We start from the raw sequence: 22,746 nt of genomic DNA, 5'->3' as shown, positions 1-22,746 counted from the left end.
CGCCACGATGACCGCCACCCCGTCCACCACCGTCGCCAACTTGCGCGACCTCGGCGGCACCCCGCTCTCCGGCGGCCGCACCGTACGACACGGCCTGGTCCTGCGCTCCGGCCAGCTCGACCGGCTCGACCTCGACGCCGACCCGGTGGTGGCGGCGCTGGGCGTGCGTACCGTCATCGACCTCCGCACCGACGCGGAGCGCGCCGACCACCCCGACCGCATACCGGCCGGGGCCCGGCTCCTCATCGGCGACGTCCTGGCGGACAAGCTGCGGGACGCCGGCAGGAAGCCCGCCGCCGCGCAGCTCAAGGACCTGCTCTCCGACCCCGTGGTGGCCGAGGAGCGCCTGGGCGGCGGCAAGGCGCAGGCCCTCTTCGCCGACACCTACCGGTCCTTCGTGCACTCCGGCTCCGCGCAGGCCGCCTACCGCATGCTGCTCACCGAGGCCGCCGACCCGCAGGCCGGCCCGCTGCTGTTCCACTGCACGGCCGGCAAGGACCGCACCGGCTGGGGCGCGACCGTCATCCTGTCGCTGCTCGGCGCTGACGAGGACACCCTGATGGCCGAGTACCTCTCGGTGAACCCGGCGGTCAAGCAGGCCTTCGCCCCGATGATCGAGGGCTTCACGGCGGCCGGCGGCAACCCGGACATCGCGCTCGCGCTGATCGGGGTCTTCCCCTCCTACCTGGAGGCCGCCCTCGACGAGGTCGAGACCCGCTACGGCTCCATGGAGAAGTACGCGCGCGAGGGACTCGGCGTCCCCGACGAGACGGTCGAGGCGCTGCGGGGCCGCCTGGCGGGCTGAGCCCGCCCCGGGCGCGCAGGGGGTGACCATCCGACGATTCGCTCGTTCTGCTGAACGTGACTGCGCCGGATACCGCCACCCGCCCCCTGCCCCCCGTGTCCGTGCCGCCGGACGTCGAGCAGGCCGAGGCCGCCATCGTCGAGCACTATCCGCGGCTGGTGCGGCTCGCCTATCTGGTGCTGCCCCCCACCCTCGGCCGCAACCGGCGGGTACTCACCGCGCACTCGCTGGTCCAGCGGGCGCTGCCACGCGGGCGGCGGGACGCCGCGGCCGGCGCCGCGGCCGTGCAGGGCGGGGTCCCGGGGCAGCGGGGCGGCCCCGAGGACTCCGGGTACGCGTACGTCCGGCTGCGGGTGCTCCGCGCGGCCCTGGAGGCGGGGCTCCCGATGACGTTCCGGGCGCTGCCGCGGCGTGCGCAGCTCCCGCCGGTGCTGCCCCAGGTGTGGGGCCTGCGGCTGTTCCCCCGCTCGGGCGGGGCCGAGGAGCTCGCCCTCGACCAGTGGCTGGCCACCCTCGACGGCCCCGGCCGGGCCGCCTGCGTGCTGCGGGCCCTGGAGCGGCTGCCCGAGACGGATGTGCTGCGGGTGCTCGACGAGGCCGGTGTCCCGGATCCGGCCGCGGCGGTCCGGGAGTCCGGGGATCCGGCGAACGACGCGCTGTTCGCCTCCCCCGAGTTCGACCCGTGCGTGCTCCAGGCCCGGCCCACCGACCTGCTGCGGCGTCGCCGCCTGACGCGGGCCGCGCTGGCCGCCGGAGCCGCCCTCGCCGTGTGCGGGGCGCTGCTCGCGCTGCCCGGCGGGGGCTGGGGCGCGGACGGGGCGGCCGCGCCGCCGTACGCGCGCAACGCCGCCGCCGAACAGGCCCTGGATCCCGCGAAGCTGGTCCGGGCCGCGCCCGCGCTCTGGCACACGTCCTCCCGTACGGACTTCTCGACCTGGCCGGCCCGCGGGGACCGCACGGACGACACGGCGCTGCTGCGCCGGGCGCTGGCCGTCTGGGCGCGGCCCGGTTCCTCCGTGGTCGTGTCGGCCACCCCGGGGACCCCGTCGGGGCCGCCGATGGGACCGGCGCAGCTGCTGTTCGCGGGCACCGTCGACCAGGCCGTGGTGGTCCTGCTGTACGACGGCCTGCGCGTGGTCCGCTACGCCGAACCGCGCTCCGGGCCCTCGGGCGCGGCCCTGGACTTCGCCCGGACCGACGGCGCCTCGGCGGACACCGCGACCGCGCTGGTCGTGAGCCGGGTCGACGGCAACGTCCGCTACCTGACCGCGCCCTGGGTGACGGGGGCGGCCCTGCGGGACCTGCTCAAGCCCGGCGGCCCGGCGACGGTGCTGAAGCCGACCCAGGACGGTGTGACCCCGCCGGTGCCGGGTCCGGCGCCCACGGGCGACTGCACGAGCTGGAACGCCCTGTCCCTGACCGGGGACGGAGCCACCCGGCTGATCACCGACCTGGGCGAGCTGACCCCGGCCCGGCTCACCTCGGGGGCGCCGGGGGCCGAGCGGAACGTGACGGAGGCCGCGGAGCTCGCGGACTGGTCGAGGATCGCCTGCCTGTTGCCGTCGGTCCGCTCGCACGGGGTTCGCGCGGTCAACGCCTGGACGTACGCGAAGCAGCCGCTGCCGGAGGGCGACGGGACGGCGACCTGGCTCTGTACGCGGGCCGAGACCTGGCAGGGCGCGGCGGACCGTGTGCAGGCCCAGTTCCTGGCGCCGGGCTCGGCCGCGGCGGCGCAGGCGGCGGCCGCGGAAGGGGCCGCGGCGTGCGGGCCCCGGGAGCCGCGGGTGCTGGCGGGCGTGCTGTGGAAGTCGCGGGCGGGTCAGTGGTACGTCCTGGCGGCGGGCAGCGCGCAGTTCACCTCGCTGTCGGTGTCGGGCGGCGGGGTGAGCGGCTCGGCGAACGGCAACCGGCTGGCGGTCAAGGCGCCGGCGGGTGCGCAGGTCGACCTGTCGGGGAAGCTCACGGACGGGACGAAGGCGGGCGTGCTGCGCTGACCGCCGGGGCGGGCCATGGGCGCGTGCCGGGACAGCCGCGAAGTCGCGTGAAGATTCAACGACCAAGCAGCTGAAGGGAGTTGGCGGGATCCGGACATGACGGTCACTGCGCACGCATGGCATGATCGGATACCGGTTACCGCTTGGTAATCCCCCACACCCCGCCCCTTTTGAAGGTCCACCACGTGCGCACGCTTGCCCGCAGCCTCCTCCTCCCCGGTCTGACCGCCCTCGCGCTCACCGCCACCGGCTGCGCATCGACATCCCACACCGGCGCCGCCGAACCGGCCGCGCCCGCCCCCCTCACCCCGTCCGCCGACGGCACGTCACAGCAGCTGGACGTGGCCGCCGCACCCCAGGGCGAGCCCACGCCCGCGGCCGTCGCCCGCGGCGGCTCCAAGGGCAGGACGCAGAAGTCCACGCTGAAGGTCGCCTCGTACGACGCGGCCACCGGACGGGCCGTCATAGCCAAGGCCCCGCCGAAGGGGCCCTCCGAAGCACCCTCGAAGGACAAGTCGCCCGAGGCCGACAAGCCCGTCGCCGCGGGTGACGTCATCGCCAGCGCCCCGGCGCCCGGCGCCCCGAACGGCCTGCTCGCCAAGGTCACCGAGGTCGTCGGCAAGACCGATCGGGGCACCGAGGTCAAAACCGCCTCGACGACACTGGCCGCCGTCCTCAACGACGACAAGGCCGACGGCAAGGTCCCCGTCGACCCGTCGTCGGTGGTCGTCGAGCCCCTGATGAAGGGCGTCACCTTCTCCTGGGCCAAGAGCGAGGGCCTGAAATTCGGCCCCGAGGGCGCGAAGCTGCCGCTCGGAAACCTGCGGCTCGACGTGAACGCCTCCGTCGACACCGCCCCGGACGCCCCCGCCTCGGCCGGCGCCTCCGTCTCCGGCTTCGTCCAGCTCGCCCCGCAGGTCGAGTTCTCCTACGACGGCACCCAGGGCGGCGGCTCCGGCCCGCGCGGCGCGTTCCTCGGGATGAGCGGCGACTGGTCCTCGCAGTGGAAGCTCCAGGGCCGCGCCGCCGCGAGCACCGGAGCACCCAAGCGGATCCCCTTCGCCAAGCTGCACGCCTCGCCGGTCATCCAGGTCGGTCCGGTGCCGGTCGTCGTCAACCTCGGCCTGACCTGCTACATCCAGGTGGAGGCCGACGGCAAGGTCACCCTCGACGTCCAGCAGGACGTCCAGGGCGACTTCAAGGTCGGCGGCAGCTACGCCTTCGGCAAGGGCTGGACCCCGGTCAGCTCCTCGAACGTGAAGAGCACGCCGGTCCGGGCGACCGTCACCGCCGCCGGGCGGGTCAAGGGCGCGCTCGGCGCCGAGGCGTCCGTCGGGCTCTACGGCGCCGTCGGCGTCACCGGCGACTTCGCACCCTACCTGCGCGGCGAGGCCGACGTGAAGGCGGCCGCGTCCAGCGACGGCAAGGCCTCCGTCAGCGGAGCCTGGGCGCTGTACGGCGGGTTCGACCTGAGCGGTCAGCTCCAGCTGCAGCTCTCCCTCTTCGGCACGCCCGTCTTCGAGCGCCGGATCCCGCTGGGCTCCCTGAACCGCGAGTGGGCCCTCGCGAGCGGCAGCACCGGTCGGTAGCCGGACAGGCCCACCCGCCGGGCGGCGGCGGGCGCGAGAAGTGGGCGCAGGGGTCTTCTCACTCCCTGTACCCATCAGTACATTGACGCCATGTCTAATACGCCGCTCGCGCCCGCCCCCGTGGCGTCGGAACACGTGGACCTCAGGCCCCGGAACGTGTCCTTCGGCTGGGAGGACACCCCGCTGCACTGGCTGCCCGGCGAACCTTTCGCCGGGCACATGATCAACGTGCTGCACCTGCTGCTGCCCGCCGGCGAGCGGTGGTTCGTGCACGTCTACAAGCAGGCGCTCCCGTACATCGAGGACGAGCGGCTGCGGGAGGACGTCGTCGGCTTCATCGGCCAGGAGGCCATGCACGCCGCCGCCCACGACGACGTCCTCCCGCACCTGAAGCGGCTGGGCCTCGACCCGACGCCCTACACCGCGCAGGTGGACTGGCTGTTCGAGAAACTGCTCGGCGACCGGACCCTGCCGCCGGGCCGGGCCCGGCACTGGTGGCTGATGGAACGGGTCGCGATGATCGCGGCGATCGAGCACTACACGGCGTTCCTGGGCGACTGGGTGCTGGGCGCCGACGAACTCGACCGGCGGGGCGCCGACCCCACCATGCTGGACCTGCTGCGCTGGCACGGCGCGGAGGAGGTCGAGCACCGCTCGGTGGCCTTCGACCTCTTCATGCACGTCGACGGCGGCTACCGGCGCCGGGCCCGGACCTGGGCGACCGCCTTCACCGCCCTGGTCTTCCTCTGGCAGCGCGGGGTGCGCTTCTTCATGGAGAACGACCCCCACCTCGTCGGCGGCAAGGCCTCCTTCGGGCAGTTCTTCCTGGCCGGGCAGCAGGGCGTGCTCCCGTCGACGGGCTCCATGCTGAAGTCCATCCCGAAGTACCTCTCCCGTACGTACCACCCCTCGCAGGAGGGCTCGACCGCCCGGGCGGTGGCCTACCTGGCCTCCTCCCCCGGCGCGAACGGCGGGGGGCGGGCGTGAGGCGCGCCCTCGCGGTCACGGCGGCCACGGCGGTCGCGGGTGCGGCCTGGGCGGCGCGGCGGGCACTGAACCGCCGTATCGGGCAGTCCCCTCTGTGGCCGCTGCCGGCCCTGGAGGTACCCGTCTCGGGCCACTCCCCGCGCCGAGCGCTGCGTGCGCTGATCGTCGCCCGTGCGGAGCCGGCGCAGGACGTCATGGAACTGACCCTGGAGTCCCGGGAGCTGCCCGCGTGGACGCCGGGTGCGCACGTGGACGTCACCCTGCCCTCGGGCCTGGTCCGCCAGTACTCGCTGTGCGGCGACCCGGCGGACGAGGGCCGCTACCGGATCGCGATCCGGCTGGTCGAGGACGGCCGCGGCGGCTCCCGCGAGGCGCACGCACAGCTCGTCGAGGGAGCAGAGCTGGAGTTGCGTCGTCCGCGCAACCGCTTCGAGCTGCTCCCGGCTCCGTCGTACGCGTTCGTCGCGGGCGGCATCGGCATCACCCCGATCCTGCCGATGCTCCGCGCGGCCACGGCGGCGGGCGCCGACTGGACCCTCCTGTACGGGGGCCGCTCCCTCGACTCGATGCCGTTCCTGGACGACCTCGCGGCCTACGGCGACCGGGTCACGGTCCATCCCGAGGACGAGGTGGGCCTGCCGGACCTGACCCCGCTCGCCACGGCGGCGCCCGGCACCCTGGTCTACTGCTGCGGGCCGGAACCCCTGATGCTGGCCGTCGCGGAGGCCGTTCAGGATCCGGCGGCCGTGCACCTGGAGCGCTTCGCGCCGTCCGCCGCGCCCGGTGCGGCGCGGGCCTTCACGGTCGAACTGCGCCGCTCGGGACGGGTCGTCGAGGTCGGCGCCGGGGAGAGCACGCTCGCCGCGGTGCGCAGGGAGCTGCCGGACACCCCGTACTCGTGCGAGCAGGGGTTCTGCGGGACCTGCCAACACCGCGTCCTCGCGGGCGAGGTGGACCACCGCGACGACCTGCTCACCGACCAGGAGCGCGGGGAGTCGATGCTGCTGTGCGTCTCGCGCGCGAAGGGGGACCGCCTCGCCCTGGACCTGTGAACGCTCCCCAGTAGGGTGTCCGCATGACGACCGGAGTGCGGCGCAGAATGGGTGTCGAGGAGCGGCGGCAACAGCTGATCGGGGTTGCCCTGGAGCTGTTCAGCCACCGGTCGCCCGACGATGTGTCGATCGACGAGATCGCGGCGGCCGCGGGGATATCCCGGCCGCTGGTCTACCACTACTTCCCCGGCAAGCTCAGCCTGTACGAGGCGGCGCTGCGGCGGGCCGCCGACGAGCTGGCGCAGCGGTTCGTGGAGCCGCGGGAGGGGCCGCTGGGGGCGCGCCTGCTGCGGGTGATGGGGCGGTTCTTCGCGTTCGTCGAGGACCACGGGCCGGGCTTCTCGGCCCTGATGCGGGGCGGTCCCGCGGCCGGCAGCAGCCGTGCCAACGCGATGATCGACGAGGTCCGGCAGGCGGCGTACGAACAGATCCTCACGCACCTCGGGATCGGGCTCGACCAGGTGCCGGCCCGGCTCGAACTCGTGGTGCGCTCCTGGGTGTCGCTCGCCGAGTCCACGGCGCTGATCTGGCTGGACGGGCGCCGGATCCCGCGGGGCGAGCTGGAGCTCCAACTGGTGCACGACTTCGCGGCGCTGGCCGCGGTGAGCGCCGCGTACGACCTGGAGATGGCGGGGATCCTCGTACGGATCCTGGCCGACGAGCCCGCCGACGGGCCCTTCGGGGAGCTGGTCGGGCGTCTGGTGGGGCTCGTTCCGGGTGGCGCGGCCCCCGCGGTGTGACCGGCGCGCATACCGCGCCCTCTCTTGATCACGACCGGTGGTGATCACCGATAATGCCCGCGTGATCATTGACGACGGGATCTTGTTCCGGCCGGCCGTGGAGAAGGACGCCGGCACGCTGGTGCGGCTGTACGACGAGGCCGCCCGCTGGATGGTGAAGCACGGGATCGAGCAGTGGAAGCCCGGCGACAAGGACGCCGCGCACTTCCGGTCGAAGATGCACGACGGAGAGGTGTGGCTCGCCGGCGACGCCGACGGGCGGGTGTGCGGGGCCTACGAGTTGTGGTGGTCCGACGAGGAGGCCTGGGGGATCCAGCCGCCCGTCGCGGGCTACGTGCACCGGCTGATGGTGTCGCGCGAGACCGCTCCCGCCGGAGCGGGGCGCCGGCTGCTCGAACATGCCGAACGGCGGACGGCCAGGACCGGGCGGGAGCGGGCGCGACTGGACTGCGTCTCCACCAACCCCCGGCTGCTCGCGTACTACTTGGACGCGGGCTACCGGGTGGTCGGGGAGCTCCCCGACAAGCGGGGGAAGGACGGCAGGACCTACGGGGTGATCCTGCTGGAGAAGCGGCTCGACCGGCTCACCGTCGTGTGAAGACGGCCACCGTGCGCGCCGGGACGGTGAACTCTCCTGTCCGTACGTCGTAGGCGGACTGCTTGACGGTGGCGTCGGAGCCCGCCGCCTGCACCGGGTGCAGGCGGTAGCCGGTGCCCGCGAGGGCGGTGACGCGCTGGGGCTGGGCGGTGGGGGTGGCGTTGAAGACCACCACCAGGTCTCCCAGGGTCATGGTGATCACGCCCGGGGTCTCCTCCCGGCCCGAGAGCGGGAACGCCAGCCGGGACCGGACGGCCTCCGCCGTGGCGAGGGAGAAGTCCGGCTCGGTGGTGCGGATCTTCAGCAGGTCGCGGTGGGCCGCCGCGGTGGCGTTGATGTCGGTGCAGGTGGGCGCCGGCCCCGTCAGCAGCGGCTTCGCGTAGGGCCACTTCGGGGCGTTGTCGGCGGCCGGGGGCAGGCCGCGGCCGAAGCCGTTGCCGGCGCGGCAGTCCCACTGGATGGCGTTGAACCAGTCGCCGCTGTCGTAGGAGTTGCGGTCCAGGGACTTCGAGCGCAGCAGGTCCGTGCCGGCCTGGGAGAGGGCCGGGCCCTGGGAGAGGGTGGCCGTCGCCATGGCCAGGACCTGCATGCGGGCCTTGTCGGCGTTGCCGGTGGCGGGCGGGAGCTTGAAGGTCAGGGCGTCGGCGAGGGTCTCGTTGTCGTGGGCGTCCGCGTAGGCGAGGGCGTCGCCGGGCGCGGCCGCGTAGCCGGCCGGGGCGCCGTTGTAGTCCACCTCGGAGCCCTTCACGCGGCGCCCGGAGGTGTCGGTGAAGGCGTACGAGGCGAGGTTGCCGGAGAGGCCGACCTTGATCAGGTCCTGGGAGTGCAGGAGGCGGGCCTTCTGCTGCTCGGGGGTGCCGTTGGCGGGCGAGCCGTTCGGGGCGGTGAACAGGCCCGACGCGAAGCCCTGGACGCGCGGGTCCTCGTCGAAGGGGCCGCCGCCGCGGACCGCGTCGCGCGCCCGGTCGGAGAAGGTGGCGATGCCGGTCCCGGCCATGTTCTTCTGCGTGGCCTGCACGAAGCGGGCGTCGTCGGCGATCTCGCCGAAGTTCCAGCCCTCCCCGTAGAGGATGATCTTCTTGCCGTCGACGCCGTCCTTGGCGGGCGTCAGCGCGTCCAGCGCGGCCCGGACGGCCAGGATGTTGGCCTTCGGGTGGTGGCCCATCAGGTCGAAGCGGAAGCCGTCGACCTTGTACTCCTTCGCCCAGGTGACGACCGAGTCGACGACCAGGCGGCCCATCATGGCGTTCTCGGGAGCGGTGTTCGCGCAGCAGGTGGAGGTCGCGACGCTGCCGTCGGCCAGCAGGCGCTGGTAGTAGCCGGGGACGATGCGGTCGAGGACAGACTTGTCCGACTGACCGGCGGCGACGGTGTGGTTGTAGACGACGTCCATCACCGTGCGCAGCCCGGACCCGTTCAGGGACTGGACCATCCTGCGGAACTCGACGGTACGGGCCGTGCCGTTGGGGTCACTGGCGTAGCTGCCCTCGGGAACGGTGTAGTGCAGCGGGTCGTAGCCCCAGTTGTAGGAGTCCTTCGCGGCGGCCGCCGCCACGCACGCCTGCTGCTCCTGCGAGTCCGGCGCGTACACCGCGAGGTCGCAGGCGGGCTGGGTGCGGTCCGCGGCCTTCTCGGGGATGGTGCCGATGTCGAAGGCGGGCAGCAGGTGGACGTAGGAGGTGCCGGCGGTGGCCAGGTCGCGCAGGTGGAGCATGCCCGCCGAGCCGGTGTCGGTGAAGGCGAGGTACTGGCCGGGGTGGCCGCTGGTGCGGTCCGCGACGGAGAAGTCGCGGATGTGCAGCTCCTGGATCTGAGCGGAGGTGAAGGGCACGGCCGCGGGCTTGCGCAGGGACTTCCAGCCGGGCGGCGCGAGCTTGGGGTCGGCGAGGTCGACGGCCAGGCTGTGGGTGGAGTCGGCGGTCAGGGCGGTGGAGTAGGGGTCGGTGACGAGGTTGCGGACCACCTGGCGGGTGCTGGGGGCCCACACGGTCACCGCGTAGCGGTACGGCTTCCCGGTCCAGGAGCGCTCGCCGCGCACCGACCAGACGCCGGTGGCGTCGTCGCGGCGCATGGCGACGGTACGCCCGTCGAGTTCGAGCGACACCTGCTGGGCGGTGGGCGCCCACACGGACAGGGTGGGGCGGCCGTCCTTGAAGACCGGGCCGAGGGCCGCGGTCGTCGCGTACAGGTCGTCGAGGACCCCGGCGAGCTGGACGCCGGTGGCGGCGAGGACGGCGCCGTTCGCGGCGCGGGCGGAGGCGACGAGCTGCCCGCGCAGGGCCTCCCGTACGCGGTCCCGGTCGCGCGGGTCCACGCTGAACGCGGAGTACGCCGAGAGGTGCGGGAACTTCTGCTTCTGGGCGGCGGTGAGTTCGGCGCGGGCCAGCCGCAGCCATTGGGCCGGGCCGGTCAGCGCGCCGTTCTCCGCCTTCACGGCGCCGTCACGTGAGGCGAGGAGCTGGACGGACGCGGCCGTCGCGGGGGCGTTCCAGGCGATGGTGTCGCGGTCGATCCAGACCGCCTGCGACTTGGTGAGGTCGAGGGCGGCGGAGGAGCCGGCGGGCTGCGGCAGGAGGTACTTCTGCCGGCCGCCCAGCATCCACACCTCGTGGCCGGTGGCCTTCAGGTCCAGGGACTGGTCGGTGGGCAGGTCCTTCTCGTCGCCCTTGTGAAGGATGTAGCTGAGGCTGGTGGCGCCGGCGGCGAGCGGGACCTCGTAGACCGCGCCGTAGGAGTCGGTACGGGCGGGGAGCAGCGGCTTGGACCAGTCGGTCGGTGTCGCGGCCCCGGTCCAGACGTGCAGGCCCCAGCCGTCGTAGGCGCCGTCGGGGCGCTGGTAGTGCAGTACGGCCTTGCCCTGGTCCTGCGGCGGATGGGCCGGGCGGTCGGTGCGGGCGGGCTCCTTGCCCTGCTCCAACCAGATCTCGCCGGTCTTCGTCACGTCGATGGTGCGGTCGGCGGCGACGTCCTTGTTGCCGTCCTTGTCGATGACGAGGTAACCGACTGAGGAGGCGCCCGGCTTGAGCCTGACGTACGCGAAGGCGCCGTAGGCGTCACGGCCGGTGAAGCCGTGGCCGGCCGGCCACGGGGTGGCCTCGCCGTCCGCGATGTCGCCCCAGGCGTACAGCCGCCAGTCGGTGTAGTCGCCGTCGGGCCGGTTGTAGTGGACGACCGCGTAGTCGCGCTGCGTGGCGGTGGGGACCTCGACGGGCGGGGCCTGTCCGGCGGCGGACGCGGCGAGGGCACTCGCGGTACGGCCGGCCGAGTCGACGACGACGGCCTTGTAGCGCAGCGGGGTCCCGGCGGGCGCGGTGACGTGCTGGGTGACCTTGTAGGGGGCGTGGTCGGCGGAGCCGAGGACCTGCCACTTCTCGTTGCCGGTCTGCGCGGCGAAGACGACCCGGTTCAGGCCACCGCCGCTGACGTCGGCGGACAGCTCGACGGTGCCGGCGGCGCCGGGGGCCGGGGCCTTGAGGGTCAGGACGGGCTTGGCGGTGGGGGCGGCGAGGGGGGCGACGGCCTGGAGGACCACCGAGCCGAGGGCGGGGACGACGACGGTGAGCTTGCCCGCGGCGGAGGCGCGGATCAGGGCGGTGCCGCCGTACAGGGTGCGGTACTGGGCGCCCGCCGGGGCGTCGATCTCGACGGTGCGGGACTCGGCGCCGTTGTTGGCGGCGACCAGGTACTCGGTACGGGTACGGGCGTCGGTGCGCGCGAAGGCGTACACGCTGCCGTCGGCGAGGCGCTCGCTCTGGATGCCGTCGCGCAGGGCCGGGTGGGCCTTGGTCAGCTTCGCGAGAGCACTGATCTCCTTGTAGAGGGGGTGCTCCGGATCGTAAGCGTCGCTCGCGTGCGTGCGAGCCGTTCCGAGCTGGTCGTCGTCCAGGTAGTCGGCGACCTTCGAGGCGAACAGCGGCTGGCGCGAGTCCTTGTCGCCGCCCGCGCCCGTGTAGCCCTGCTCGTCACCGGAGTAGACCACCGGGTTGCCCCGGGAGAAGAACATCAGCTCGTTGGCGAGCCGGTAGCGGCCCAGCAGCTCCTGCTCGGCGGCGCCCGGCCGGTCCTGCTTCAGGAAGGCGCCGAAGCGGCCCATGTCGTGGTTGCCGAGGAAGGTCACCTGCTCGTAGGCGTTGGCCTTGCCCGAGGTGTAGCGGTAGTCGTCGGCGAGGACGGAGCCCAGCCGCGAGGCCGCCGCGCCCTGGGAGGCGTACGCGCGGATCGCGTCCTGGAGCGGGAAGTCCAGGGTGGCGTCCAGGCGGCCGCGCGTCACGTACGGGGAGGTGACGGCGGTGTCGGCGGAGTAGACCTCGCCGAACATGAAGAAGTCGTCGCGTCCGCGCTCGGCCGCGTACTCGTCGAGGGCGGTCGCCCACTGGGTCCAGAACTCCGTGTTGACGTGCTTGACCGTGTCGATGCGGAAGCCGTCGATGTCGAAGTCCTTGACCCACTTCTCGTAGATCTTCTCCATCCCGCTGACGACCTCGGGACGCTCGGTCCACAGGTCGTCGAGGCCGAAGAAGTCGCCCTGCTCGGAGGACTCGCCGGCGAAGGTGGAGTCGCCCCGGTTGTGGTACATCGTCGGGTCGTTGAGCCAGCCGGGCACCTTGAGGTTCTTCTTCGCGTCCGGCACGAACGGGGTCCTCGGGAAGGACTCCCCGTCGGCCTTCGGGAACTTCCGCTTCCCGTCGGCATAGTCCTTGTCGTCGAACGGCACGCCGTCCTTGGTCAGGTACGGGAACGCACCCTTCGACAGGTACGAGTAGGAGGCCTCCCTGTAGTCCACGACGTCGGCGGTGTGGTTGGTGATGACGTCGAAGAAGACCTTCATCCCCTTGGCGTGCGCCTTGTCGATCAGCCGTTCCAGGTCCGCGTTGGTCCCGAAGTGCGGGTCGACCTGGGTGAAGTCGGTGATCCAGTAGCCGTGGTAGCCGGCGGAGACGTCGTTCCCCTTGCCCTGCACCGGCTGGTTCTTGAAGATCGGCGCCATCCAGATGGCCGTGGTGCCGAGCCCCTTGATGTAGTCGAGCCGGTCGGTGAGCCCCTTGAGGTCGCCGCCCTGGTAGAAGCCCTTGTCGGTGGGGTCCAGGCCGGTCTCCAGGCGGGAGCCGGTCAGTCCGCCCCGGTCGTTGCGCGGATCACCGTTCGCGAACCGGTCCGGGAGCACGAAGTAGAACTGCTCGCGGGTCAGGTCGTTGCGGGCCGGTTCGGCGGCCAGTTTCGCGTCCGAGGGCGGAGCGGGCGCCTTGGCCTCGGCGGCCGCGGCGGGGAGGGCGGGCAGGAGCGTCACGGCCAGGGCGGCGGCGAGCACTCCTGCGGCAGGGCGTATCAAGGCGGGTCTCCTTGTGTACGTGTCGCATGGATGAGGGCCGCCCGGCGGGGGCGGGGAAGGTGGTGCCGGGCGGCCCTGGTCTGTGGGGCGGGTTCAGTTGCGCCAGGTGTCGGTCAGCGTGACCTTGCCGCTCGCGGGGACGGTGGCCGTCCGGTTGGCGCCGCTCTCCCAGGTGACGTTCCCGGAGGCGTCCTTGCGGATGTACTTGTACGCGAAGGACGTGCCGGCCGGGAGCGTGACGTCGAGCTTCCACACGGGGTAGGCGGCCGGGTCCAGCTTGAGCGCGGCGCCGGTGTTCCAGTTCCCGAGCTCGGCGCGGTCGCCGGTGACGTAGATGTTCTGGCCCGGCACGGTGGTGGCGTTGACGGCGAACGCCGCGCCGCCGGGGCCCGCGGGGGTGCCGGCGCAGGTACGGGCGTTGACGTGCAGGGCGAGGGCGGTCCCGGCGCCGAGCGTGGCGGTGAACTGGCCGCCGGAGCCGACGGTGACGGTGCGTCCGCTCTGCACGTCGCAGTAGTCGCCGGCGGGGAGCGAGGTCTGGAACGTCCGGGTCAGGGCCGAACCCTCGTGGTTGATCGCCACGTAGGCCTTGGAGCCGCGCCCGAAGGCGATCTGGTCACCGCCGTTGTCCCACCAGTTCACGACGCCCTGACCGCGCGCCGCGTTCCGGAAGCCGACCATGGAGGAGATCTCCCGCCAGGCGTGCTGGCACTTCCATCCGTCCGAGTAGCAGGCGTTGACCGTGCCGCCGTTCGGCGGGCCGGCGTCCTTGTCGGTCCACTCGTAGCCGGAGTGCACGTCCGGGGAGCCGTAGGGCCAGGCCAGCGTGAAGACCGTGGCGAGGGTGTAGGCGGACCCGTCCTTGTACGTCAGCGTGTCCCCGACGCGCTCGGTGTCGTGGTTGTCGACGAAGACGCCGCTCTGGGCGGACGGCATGTAGCCCCAGGCCTCGCCGAAGTTCTTCAGGTGGGCCAGGTTCTCGTTCTGGAAGACGCGCTTGAGGTCCCGGGCGTACCGGAACTCCTGCACGTCACCGCTGCCGAGGTACTCGCTCGGCTGGACGGCTTCCCCGGCGCCGTATATCGCCTCCTGCTTCCAGTAGACCCCGGGGTTCGTCAGCCGGGACTTGATGTCGGCGAGGTCCGCGGCGGGCATGTGCTTGGCGGCGTCGATGCGGAAGCCGTCGACGCCCAGCGACAGCAGGTCGTTGAGGTAGCCGGCGATCCGGCCCCGCACGTGGTCCTGGCCCGTGTCCAGGTCCGCGAGCTGCACGAGCTCGCAGTTCTGGACGTTGCCGCGGTCCTGGTAGTTGGAGATCGTCGCCCGGCAGTCGTCCAGGTCCGAGCCGGAGTAGATCCCCGGGTAGTTGTACTTCGTGTACGAACTCCCGCCCGTCCCGGTGAGGGTGGCGCCCGCGTCCGCCGGGCCCGCCATGTGGTTGATGACCGAGTCGACGACGACCTTCACACCCGCGGCGTGACAGGTGTCGACCATGGCCTTGAAGGCCGTACGGTCGCCCAGCCGGCCGGCGATCCTGTAGCTGACGGGCTGGTACGAGGTCCACCACTGGCTGCCCTGCACGTGCTCCTGCGGGGGCGACACCTGGACGTACCCGTACCCGGCGGGGCCGAGGCTGCCGGTGCAGGCCTTGGCCACGGAGTCGAAGCGCCACTCGAAGAGAACGGCCGTGACGTCCTTGTCGCCCGGGGGCGTGGCGGCTGCCTGCGGCGCGACGGCGGTGAGCGCGGCGGCGGCGGCGAGTGCGGTGGCGGTACTGAAAAGGGTTGCAGCTCTGACGGCCCTGGCAGGCATGCGGGGTCCTCCTGGGGGGAGAGGTGGGGATTGGAGCGACCGTAGGTCCCAGGTAGGAGCCCTGCAAGAGTTTGCGCAAGAGATTGCAGAATTGTTTCCGAGGCGTGTCCTGCTGGACAGACACCTCGACTAGGGCCCCCCAGAGGCGAGTTCACCCCTCAGGAACCCACACGACACCCCGTGCCGCGCACCGAAAGCGGCCGGAGGCGAGGACCAAGGCGCGGGGGGGCTCCGGGTGGGGCGGGGCCGGTCATTCGGAGGCCGAAGGCCGGGGGCGGCTCCGGGGAGCGGGAACCGAACGGACGGAAACCGAAAGCCGGGGCAGCTCCGGGGAGCGGGAACCGAACGGACGGAGACCGAAAGCCGGGGGCAGCCCCGGGGAGCGGGAACCGAACGGACGGAAACCGAAAGCCCGCGGCGGCTCCGGGGAGCGGGAACCGAGAACTCGGCGGTCAGTGACGTCCTGGGGGTTTCCCGTCAGTCCCATCGTCTCTCCGTGTCGGGCCGGTCCCTCAAGGGCGCTCCTTCGTCGCGTCGCTTCGCGATGTCGCTGCGCTCCACCCTTGACCGACCGTCCCGCCACGGAAATACGAGGACAGCCGGGAAACCCCCAAAGGAACGGGCCGGGACGGAATTTCAGGGACGAGGGCGGTGGCATGCCCGGGCAAAGCCAGGAGCGCGTCAGATCGCTACGCGCTCCTGCCTGACGGCGCCTGCGAGCCCCCTGGGCTGGGCATAAGCCGCCACCAACCGCTACGCGCTCCTGCAAGACGGCGTCCGCGAGCCCCGCGGGTTGGGCATAAGCCGCCACCAACCGCTACGCGCTCCTGCCTGACGGCGTCAGCGAGCCATATGGGCTGGTCATAGGCGCGACAGATCGCTACGCGCTCCTGCGAGACGGCGTCAGCGAGCCATTTGGGCCGGACATAAGCCGCCGCAGATCGATGCACGCTGCTCGATCAGGCGTCTGCGATCCGTCTGGGGCTGGTCGCGGGCCGCAGAAACCTTCTCCGACTCTTCGTGGTCGGCGTCCGGCCCCTGCGTGGGGCGGAAAAGCGTCAGATGACGGCTGGAGCGATGCCAATCCATGTCTGGGCGGGTGTGCGCCTCAAAGAGCCGTCAATTCGCCCCAATTGCACCCGTCTGTACCGGCGGCTGGGATCTCATGGTGGTCTTGATGGGGGTTGGGTTCGGCTGAGCCGATGGATCGCCCCTCCGCCCCGCGATAGGGCCCCTAACGACCCGAGATGAGGGGCGGACGCGGTCGTCGAGAAGCGCGTAGCGATCGATGGCGGCCTATGCCCAGCCCACGGGGCTCGCAGACGCCGTCCGGCAGGAGCGCGTAGCGATTTGACGCGCCCCGGGCTCCGCCCGGACGCATCCGACGCCCCGTCCCTGAAAACTGGTCCCGGCCCGTTCCTCTGGGGGCTTCCCGGCAGTCTTTCGGATTTCCGGGGCGGGACGGTCGGTCAAGGGTGGCCGAAGGCCATCACGAAGTGACGCGACGAAGGAGCGCCCTTGACGGGCCGGCCCGACACGGAGAGACGATGGGACTGACGGGAAACCCGCAGCACGTCCCTGATCCCGCCCGAGCGGATCCCGCTCCTCCCACACCACCCCGCGCCGGGAGGTGGGTGGGAAACCGCCGACCCGGGGCGGTGGGGCCGCGGGGGTGAAGGCCCCGCCCCCGTGGCCCCGCACCCCCGGCCCCGCCCGCACCCCCGACCCCGCCGCACCCCCGACCCGCCCCCCCTACACCGGCACCTGGCCCGTCGAGCCGCGCACCACCAGTTCCGGCTGGAAGACGTACTCCGTGCGCTGGACCGGGGTTCCGGAGACCGCCTCCAGGAGGGCGCCGACCGCGGCCGTCGCCATCGCCCGTACCGGCTGGCGGACCGTGGTCAGCGGCGGGTCCGTGAAGGCGATCAGCGGCGAGTCGTCGAAGCCGACCACCGACACGTCCTGCGGCACCCGCAGGCCGCGCTCGCGCGCGGCCCTTATCACCCCGAGCGCCATCGGGTCGCTGCCGCACACGATGCCGGTGCAGCCGCGGTCGAGGAGGGCGCCGCCCGCGGCGTGCCCGCCCTCGACCGTGAAGAGGGTGCGCTGGATCCGCCCCTCGTCCTGCGCGTCCGGTACGACGGACCGGAAGCCCTGCTCCTTGCGGGCCGAGGGCACGTAGCGGGTCGGCCCGATGGCCAGTCCGATCCGTTCGTGCCCGAGGTCCTGCAGGTGCCGTACGGCCATCTCGGCGGCCGCCCGGTCGTCCGGGGAGATGAAGGGGGCGTTCACGTGCTCGTTGAAGCCGTTGATCATCACGAACGGCAGCCCGCGGGAGGCGAGGCGCTGGTAGCGGGCGGGGTCGGCGTGGGAGTCGGCGTGCAGCCCCGACAGGAAGACGATGCCGGTGACCCCCCGCTCCTCCAGCTGCTCCACCAGTTCGTCCTCGGTGGCCCCGCCCGGTGTCTGCGTGCACAGCACCGGGGTGTAGCCGTGCCCGGCCAGGGCCTGTTCGATGACCTGGGCGAACGCCGGGAAGATCGGGTTGGTCAGCTCCGGGATGAGCAGTCCGACCAGGCCGTTGCTGCGGCGCTTGAGCCGGACGGGCCGCTCGTAGCCGAGCAGGTCCATCGCGGCCAGCACCTTGTGCCGGGTGCCGGCCGCGACGCCCGCCTTGCCGTTGAGCACGCGGCTGACCGTCGCCTCGCTGACCTGGGCCTGCGCGGCGATGTCCGTCAGCCGGAGGGGGGACGTCACCCCGCCGTCACCTGCCACCACACCGTGGTGTCGGCCGGCAGCACGCCGTCCTCCACCGTCGCACCGCTGGACAGCAGGGCCTTGCCCGCGACGGGGAACCGTACCGCCGTGCCGGTGGTGTTGGCGGTGCAGAGGAAGTCGCCGCGGCGGAAGACCAGGACGCCGTCGGGAGCCTCCTGCCAGTCCACGGACTCGCCCGCGCCCAGGTCCGGGTGCTCGCGGCGCAGCCGCAGGGCGGCCCGGTACAGCTCCAGGGTGGAGGACGCGTCGCCGGTCTGCGCCTCGACGCTCAGCTCCGCCCAGGAGTCCGGCTGCGGGAGCCAGCTGCCGCCGGTGCCGAAGCCGTACGGGGCCTCGGTGCCCGACCACGGGATGGGGACCCGGCAGCCGTCGCGGAAGCCGTCCTGTCCGGCCGCGCGGAAGAACGACGGGTCCTGGCGGACCTCGTCCGGCAGGTCGGTGACGTCGGGCAGGCCGAGTTCCTCGCCCTGGTAGACGTATGCCGAACCGGGCAGCGCCAGCATCAGCAGGCTCGCCGCGCGGGCCCGCCGCAGACCGAGCTCGCGGTCTCCGGGCTCGCGCAGCTGGGTGCCGAGGCCGGCGGGGTTGGCGAAGCGGGTGGCGTGCCGGGTCACGTCGTGGTTGGACAGCACCCAGGTGGTGGGGGCGCCGACGGGGCGCATCGCGGCGAGCGAGCCGTCGATGACCTCGCGGAGCGCGGTCGCCTCCCAATCGCTCGTCAGGTACTGGAAGTTGAAGGCCTGCTGCATCTCGTCGGGGCGGACGTAGCGGGCCGTGCGCTCGACGGTCGGGGTCCATGCCTCTGCGACCAGGACGCGGTCGCCCTCGTACTCGTCGAGGATGCGGCGCCAGGAGCGGTATATCTCGTGGACGCCGTCCTGGTCGAAGAAGGGCATGACGTCGTTGCCGAGCAGCTTGAGCTGGTCCCTGGCGCCGAGGTCGGGCAGCCCGGGGGCCTTGACCAGGCCGTGGGCGACGTCGACGCGGAAGCCGTCGGCGCCGAGGTCGAGCCAGAAGCGCAGGATGGAGCGGAACTCGTCCTGGACGGCGGGGTGGTCCCAGTTGAAGTCGGGCTGCTCGGGCGCGAAGAGGTGCAGGTACCACTCGCCGTCCGCGACCCGGGTCCAGGCCGGGCCGCCGAAGATCGACTCCCAGTCGTTGGGCGGCAGTTCGCCGTCCTCACCCTTGCCGGGACGGAAGTGGAAGCGCTCGCGCAGTCGGGAACCGGGGCCTTCGCGCAGCGCCTGCTTGAACCACTCGTGCTGGTCGGAGCAGTGGTTCGGGACGAGGTCGACGATGATGCGCAGGCCGAGTCCGTGGGCTTCGCGGATCACGGCGTCGGCGTCGTGCAGGGTGCCGAACATGGGGTCGATGGCCCGGTAGTCGGCGACGTCGTAGCCGGCGTCGGCCTGCGGGGAGGCGTAGAAGGGGCTGAGCCAGACGGCGTCGACGCCCAGGTCCTTGAGGTAGGGCAGGCGGCTGCGGATGCCTTCGAGGTCGCCCATGCCGTCTCCGTTGGAGTCGGCGAAGCTGCGCGGATAGACCTGGTAGATCACCGCGTCTCTCCACCAGCCGGGCAGGGTGCCGGTGGTGGTGGGAAGTGCGTCGGCGAGGTGCTGGGTCATGTCGTCCTTGAAGAGGTCGGGCCGGGAGGTGGAACGGGCAGGCTCGGGTGGTCAGCCCTTGGTGGCGCCTGCCGTCATCCCGGCGACGAGGTGACGCTGGGCGAATACGAAGAAGATCGCCGCGGGGATGGCGATGAGGACCGAGGCGGCGCTCATGGCACCCCAGTTGGAGGTGTACTGGGTGACGAAGGTCTGCAGGCCGCCGGCCAGGGTGAGGTTCTCGTCGCCGACCATGAAGGCGGAGGCGTAGGCGACCTCGCCCCAGGCGGTGATGAAGGCGTAGAAGCCGGTGACGGCGAGGCCGGGCTTGGCGAGCGGGAGGATCAGCCGCCAGAAGGTGCCGAAGGGGTTGAGTCCGTCGACGCGGCCGGATTCGTCGATCTCGACGGGGATGGTGTCGAAGAAGCCCTTCATCATCCATGCGCAGAACGGCACGGCGATGGTGAGGTAGGTGATGATCAGGCCGACGGGCTGGTTGAGCAGCCCGAGCTGTCCCATCAGGTTGTAGAGCGGGACGATCAGGATGGCCATGGGGAACATCTGCGTGATGAGCAGGGTCCACATGAGCGGCTTCATGCCGGGGAACTTGAAGCGGCTGACCGCGTATCCGGTGGTGGCGGCGATGAAGACACCGAGGACGGTGGTGACGCCGGCGACCAGCACGGAGTTGAGGAACCAGTCGAGGAAGTGGCTCGACTCCAGCAGGTACTCGTAGTTGCTGAGGGTGGGTTCCTTGACGAAGTCCGTGGTGATCGCGTGCTGCGCGGGCTTGAGCGAGGTCAGCAGGATCCACAGGACCGGGAAGACGGCGATGACGGACGCGACGACGAGCGTCGCGTGCAGGCCGACGGAGGCGAGCGGGGAGCGGCTGCCCCGGGTACGCGTGCTGGTCATGGTCACCACACCTCTCCCTGCTTGCGCAGCGAGCGCCGGTAGACCAGCGCGAAGATCATGAGCAGCAGGAGGATCAGTACGCCCCACGTCGCGGATACGGCGAAGTCGCGCGGGCTCGTGATGAAGGCCTCCCGGAAGGCCTGGGTCACCAGGATCTCGGTGGAGTCTCCCGGTCCGCCGCGGGTGAGCAGGAAGATCACCGGGAACATGTTGAAGGTCCAGATGGTGGAGAGCAGGATCACGGTCATGCTCACCGCGCGCAGCCCGGGCAGGGTGATGTGCCGGAAGCGCTGCCAGGCGCTGGCGCCGTCCATCTCGGCCGCCTCGTACAGCTCGCCGGGGATCGACTGCAGGCCGCCGAGGAGGGCGACCATCATGAAGGGGATGCCCAGCCAGACGTTGACGGCGATGACCGAGAACTTGGCCCAGGTCGGGTCGTCGAGCCACGGCACGGCGGCGATGCCGCCGCCGTCGAGGACCTTGTTGAGGATGCCGTTGTCGCGGTTGAAGAGGAACCGCCAGGCGAAGACGGAGACGAAGCCGGGCACGGCCCAGGGCAGGATGAGCGCCATGCGGTAGGCGGCGCGGCCCCGGAACTGCCGGTTCAGCATGTTGGCGAGGGTCAGTCCGAGCACGAACGTGATGGACACGCACGCGACGGTCCAGACCACCGTCCACACCAGCCGCTGCAGGAACACCGGGTCGCCGAGCACCGCCGTGTAGTTGTCGAGTCCGATGAACTCGTACGTGGCGTCGATGTGGCGGGCGCCGATGTCACGGGCGACGTTGCGCTCGTTGGCGTCGGTCAGCGACAGGTAGATGCCGCGGACGAGCGGCCAGCCGATGATCACGCCGAGGACGAGCACGACCGGGGCGACCATGGCCCAGGCGTACCAGTGGGTGGCGAGGGCGCGCCTCAGGCCACCTGTGTTGCGTGTGTTCCCTGTGTTCCCGCTGTCAGTCCAGCGGCTCCGGCCGCGGACGGCGGAGTCGTTCCCGACTCCGTCGTCCGCGGCCTTCACCACAGACTGGCTGGTGTCAGCAGCCATCGTTTCGTTACTTCCAGCCCTTGAGGATCTTGCGGAACTCGATGCCGGCCGCCTTGGCCGCGTCCTCCGGGCTCGACGCCCCGGTGATCGCCTTGGTGTACTCGACCTTCAGCGGCTCGAAGAGGGAGCCGTTCTCCGGGATCCAGGCGCGCTCGACGGCCTTGTCGACGGCCGGCTTGAAGAACTGGACCATCTCGCTGCTCTTGACGTCCGGCTGCTCGTAGGCGGCGGTACGGGTCGGCAGCAGGCTCAGCTCCTTGGCGGACTGGACCTGGACCTCCTGGGAGGTCATGTACTCGACGAAGGCGTGGGCGGCGGCGCGGTTCTTCGAGCCGGCGTAGACGCCGAGGTCGTGGCCGCCCTGCGGGGCGCCGGCCTTGGCCGAGCCGGCCGGGACGGCGGCGATGCCGAGGTTGGCCTTGTCCTTGAACTGGTCGCCGGCGTAGGTGTCGGCGACGGCCCACGGACCGTTGATCATCATGGCGGCCTCGCCGGTCTTGAAGGCCGTCTGCATGTTGGCGTAGCCGTCGGTGGCGTTGGTGACCGCGGCACCGGAGGCGACCAGGTCGCGGGCGGTCTTGAAGGCCTTGACGCCCGCCTCGTTGTCGACGGTGACCGTCTTGTTCTTCGCGTCGACGAGGTCGCCGCCCTCGCCGTAGATCAGCGGGAGGAACCAGTAGGAGTCGTCGCCGCGCAGGTAGAGGGCGGCCTTGCCGGTCTTCGCCTTGATCGCCTCGGCGGCGGTCTTCAGCTCCGCCAGCGTCTTGGGGGGCTGGACGCCGGCGTCGGCGAGCATCTTCTTGTTGTAGAAGAGGCCGAGGGTGTCGATGACCTGCGGCACGGCGTAGGTCTTGCCCTCGTACTTGCCGCTGGCCGCGGCCTGCGGCAGGAACTCGCTGTCGACCTTCTTCGCCATGTCCGCCGGGACCTCGTCGAGGTAGCCGAGGGAGGCGAAGTCCGCGACCCAGCCGACGTCGGCGCGGATCACGTCAGGAGCGTCGGAGCCGCTGCTGAAGGCGTTCTTGACCTTGTTCTGCGCGTCGCCGTACGGGACGTTGACGTACTTGACTGTGACCTTCGGGTGCTTCGCCGTGAACCCCTCGGCGATCTTCTGGAAGCTGGCCTTCTCGGCGTCGTTCGCGGTGTCCCACCACGTGACCGTGCCGGAAAGCTCGCCGCCGGCGTCGGTCCCGCCGTTGCCCTTGTCGTCACCGCCGCAAGCCGTCGCCGCGAGCGCCAGGGCCGCGACCAGCGCGGTGGCCGCTATGCCACGCCGCATATGAACTCCTTCGATGATCCCGGCCGCGCCCTCGCGGTCCCGAGTTGCCAGGAACGTAACAAGACTGAAAGAGGACCGAAAGGGCTTGCGCAAACTTTCTGCAAGCGGAGGCGATCGTTACATCCGTGTGTCCGGACGGTGTCCGCAGCTTGCTGTTAGTTCGAGGCACGTTCGACTGTCCGAGCCCGCAACCAGGGGGGTAGTAGCCGCGTTGA

The 22,746-nt window shown here is 71.8% G+C and carries 14 protein-coding genes; 7 read left to right on the top strand and 7 right to left on the bottom strand.

What is annotated here, in order from left to right; translation table 11 throughout:
* The first annotated feature begins 7 nt into the window (after positions 1–7).
* The 7 genes from ACZ3X1_RS06680 (at position 8) to ACZ3X1_RS06650 (ending at position 7,765) form a co-directional block, all read left to right on the top strand.
* Positions 8–805: a tyrosine-protein phosphatase gene (locus ACZ3X1_RS06680; protein ID WP_467277283.1), complete on the top strand. Its 798-nt coding sequence runs from the start codon at positions 8–10 to the stop codon at positions 803–805.
* Positions 806–861: 56 nt separating this feature from the next.
* A complete protein-coding gene (locus tag ACZ3X1_RS06675) occupies positions 862–2,799 on the top strand; it encodes a hypothetical protein (RefSeq protein ID WP_467277281.1) in 1,938 nt (645 codons plus the stop codon).
* A gap of 185 nt (positions 2,800–2,984) precedes the next feature.
* Positions 2,985–4,388 (top strand): hypothetical protein, encoded by a 1,404-nt coding sequence (locus ACZ3X1_RS06670; protein WP_356812161.1) that lies wholly within the window; start codon positions 2,985–2,987, stop codon positions 4,386–4,388.
* A gap of 90 nt (positions 4,389–4,478) precedes the next feature.
* Complete coding sequence (locus ACZ3X1_RS06665) at positions 4,479–5,375, top strand: metal-dependent hydrolase (RefSeq protein ID WP_356812160.1); 897 nt, start codon at positions 4,479–4,481, stop codon at positions 5,373–5,375.
* A complete protein-coding gene (locus ACZ3X1_RS06660; protein WP_467277278.1) occupies positions 5,372–6,427 on the top strand; it encodes a PDR/VanB family oxidoreductase in 1,056 nt (351 codons plus the stop codon). Before ACZ3X1_RS06665 ends, ACZ3X1_RS06660 begins: the two co-directional genes overlap by 4 nt.
* A gap of 23 nt (positions 6,428–6,450) precedes the next feature.
* Positions 6,451–7,167, top strand: a complete 717-nt coding sequence (locus tag ACZ3X1_RS06655) for a TetR/AcrR family transcriptional regulator (RefSeq protein ID WP_356812158.1) — start codon at positions 6,451–6,453, stop codon at positions 7,165–7,167.
* 61 nt (positions 7,168–7,228) lie between these two features.
* Positions 7,229–7,765, top strand: coding sequence for a GNAT family N-acetyltransferase (locus ACZ3X1_RS06650; protein ID WP_030828561.1), 537 nt, complete (start codon positions 7,229–7,231; stop codon positions 7,763–7,765).
* Here ACZ3X1_RS06650 and pulA read toward each other — a convergent pair.
* The 7 genes from pulA to ACZ3X1_RS06615 form a co-directional block, all read right to left on the bottom strand.
* The gene (gene pulA, locus ACZ3X1_RS06645; protein WP_467277272.1) at positions 7,752–13,094 is read right to left on the bottom strand and encodes a pullulanase-type alpha-1,6-glucosidase; all 5,343 of its coding nucleotides are present in this window, start codon (positions 13,092–13,094) and stop codon (positions 7,752–7,754) included. The two genes, ACZ3X1_RS06650 and pulA, sit on opposite strands and share 14 nt — an antisense overlap.
* A gap of 93 nt (positions 13,095–13,187) precedes the next feature.
* Positions 13,188–14,906: a carbohydrate-binding module family 20 domain-containing protein gene (locus ACZ3X1_RS06640; protein ID WP_467277269.1), complete on the bottom strand. Its 1,719-nt coding sequence runs from the start codon at positions 14,904–14,906 to the stop codon at positions 13,188–13,190.
* Between the two features lie 1,752 nt (positions 14,907–16,658).
* A complete protein-coding gene (locus ACZ3X1_RS06635; protein ID WP_356812156.1) occupies positions 16,659–17,663 on the bottom strand; it encodes a LacI family DNA-binding transcriptional regulator in 1,005 nt (334 codons plus the stop codon).
* Positions 17,660–19,309: a glycoside hydrolase family 13 protein gene (locus ACZ3X1_RS06630; protein ID WP_356812155.1), complete on the bottom strand. Its 1,650-nt coding sequence runs from the start codon at positions 19,307–19,309 to the stop codon at positions 17,660–17,662. Before ACZ3X1_RS06630 ends, ACZ3X1_RS06635 begins: the two co-directional genes overlap by 4 nt.
* 51 nt (positions 19,310–19,360) lie before the next feature.
* Positions 19,361–20,203 (bottom strand): sugar ABC transporter permease, encoded by an 843-nt coding sequence (locus ACZ3X1_RS06625; RefSeq protein WP_356812154.1) that lies wholly within the window; start codon positions 20,201–20,203, stop codon positions 19,361–19,363.
* A 2-nt stretch (positions 20,204–20,205) separates the two neighbouring features.
* On the bottom strand, positions 20,206–21,252 hold the full coding sequence (locus ACZ3X1_RS06620) for a carbohydrate ABC transporter permease (RefSeq protein ID WP_356812153.1): 1,047 nt from the start codon (positions 21,250–21,252) through the stop codon (positions 20,206–20,208).
* 7 nt (positions 21,253–21,259) lie between these two features.
* A complete protein-coding gene (locus ACZ3X1_RS06615; protein ID WP_362627201.1) occupies positions 21,260–22,531 on the bottom strand; it encodes an extracellular solute-binding protein in 1,272 nt (423 codons plus the stop codon).
* Positions 22,532–22,746: the final 215 nt, after the last annotated feature.

The sequence above is a fragment of the Streptomyces sp. NPDC023541 genome (assembly GCF_055559995.1).
The sequence above is the reverse complement of the archived record's forward strand: the minus strand, read 5'-3'. Positions and strand labels throughout refer to the sequence as shown.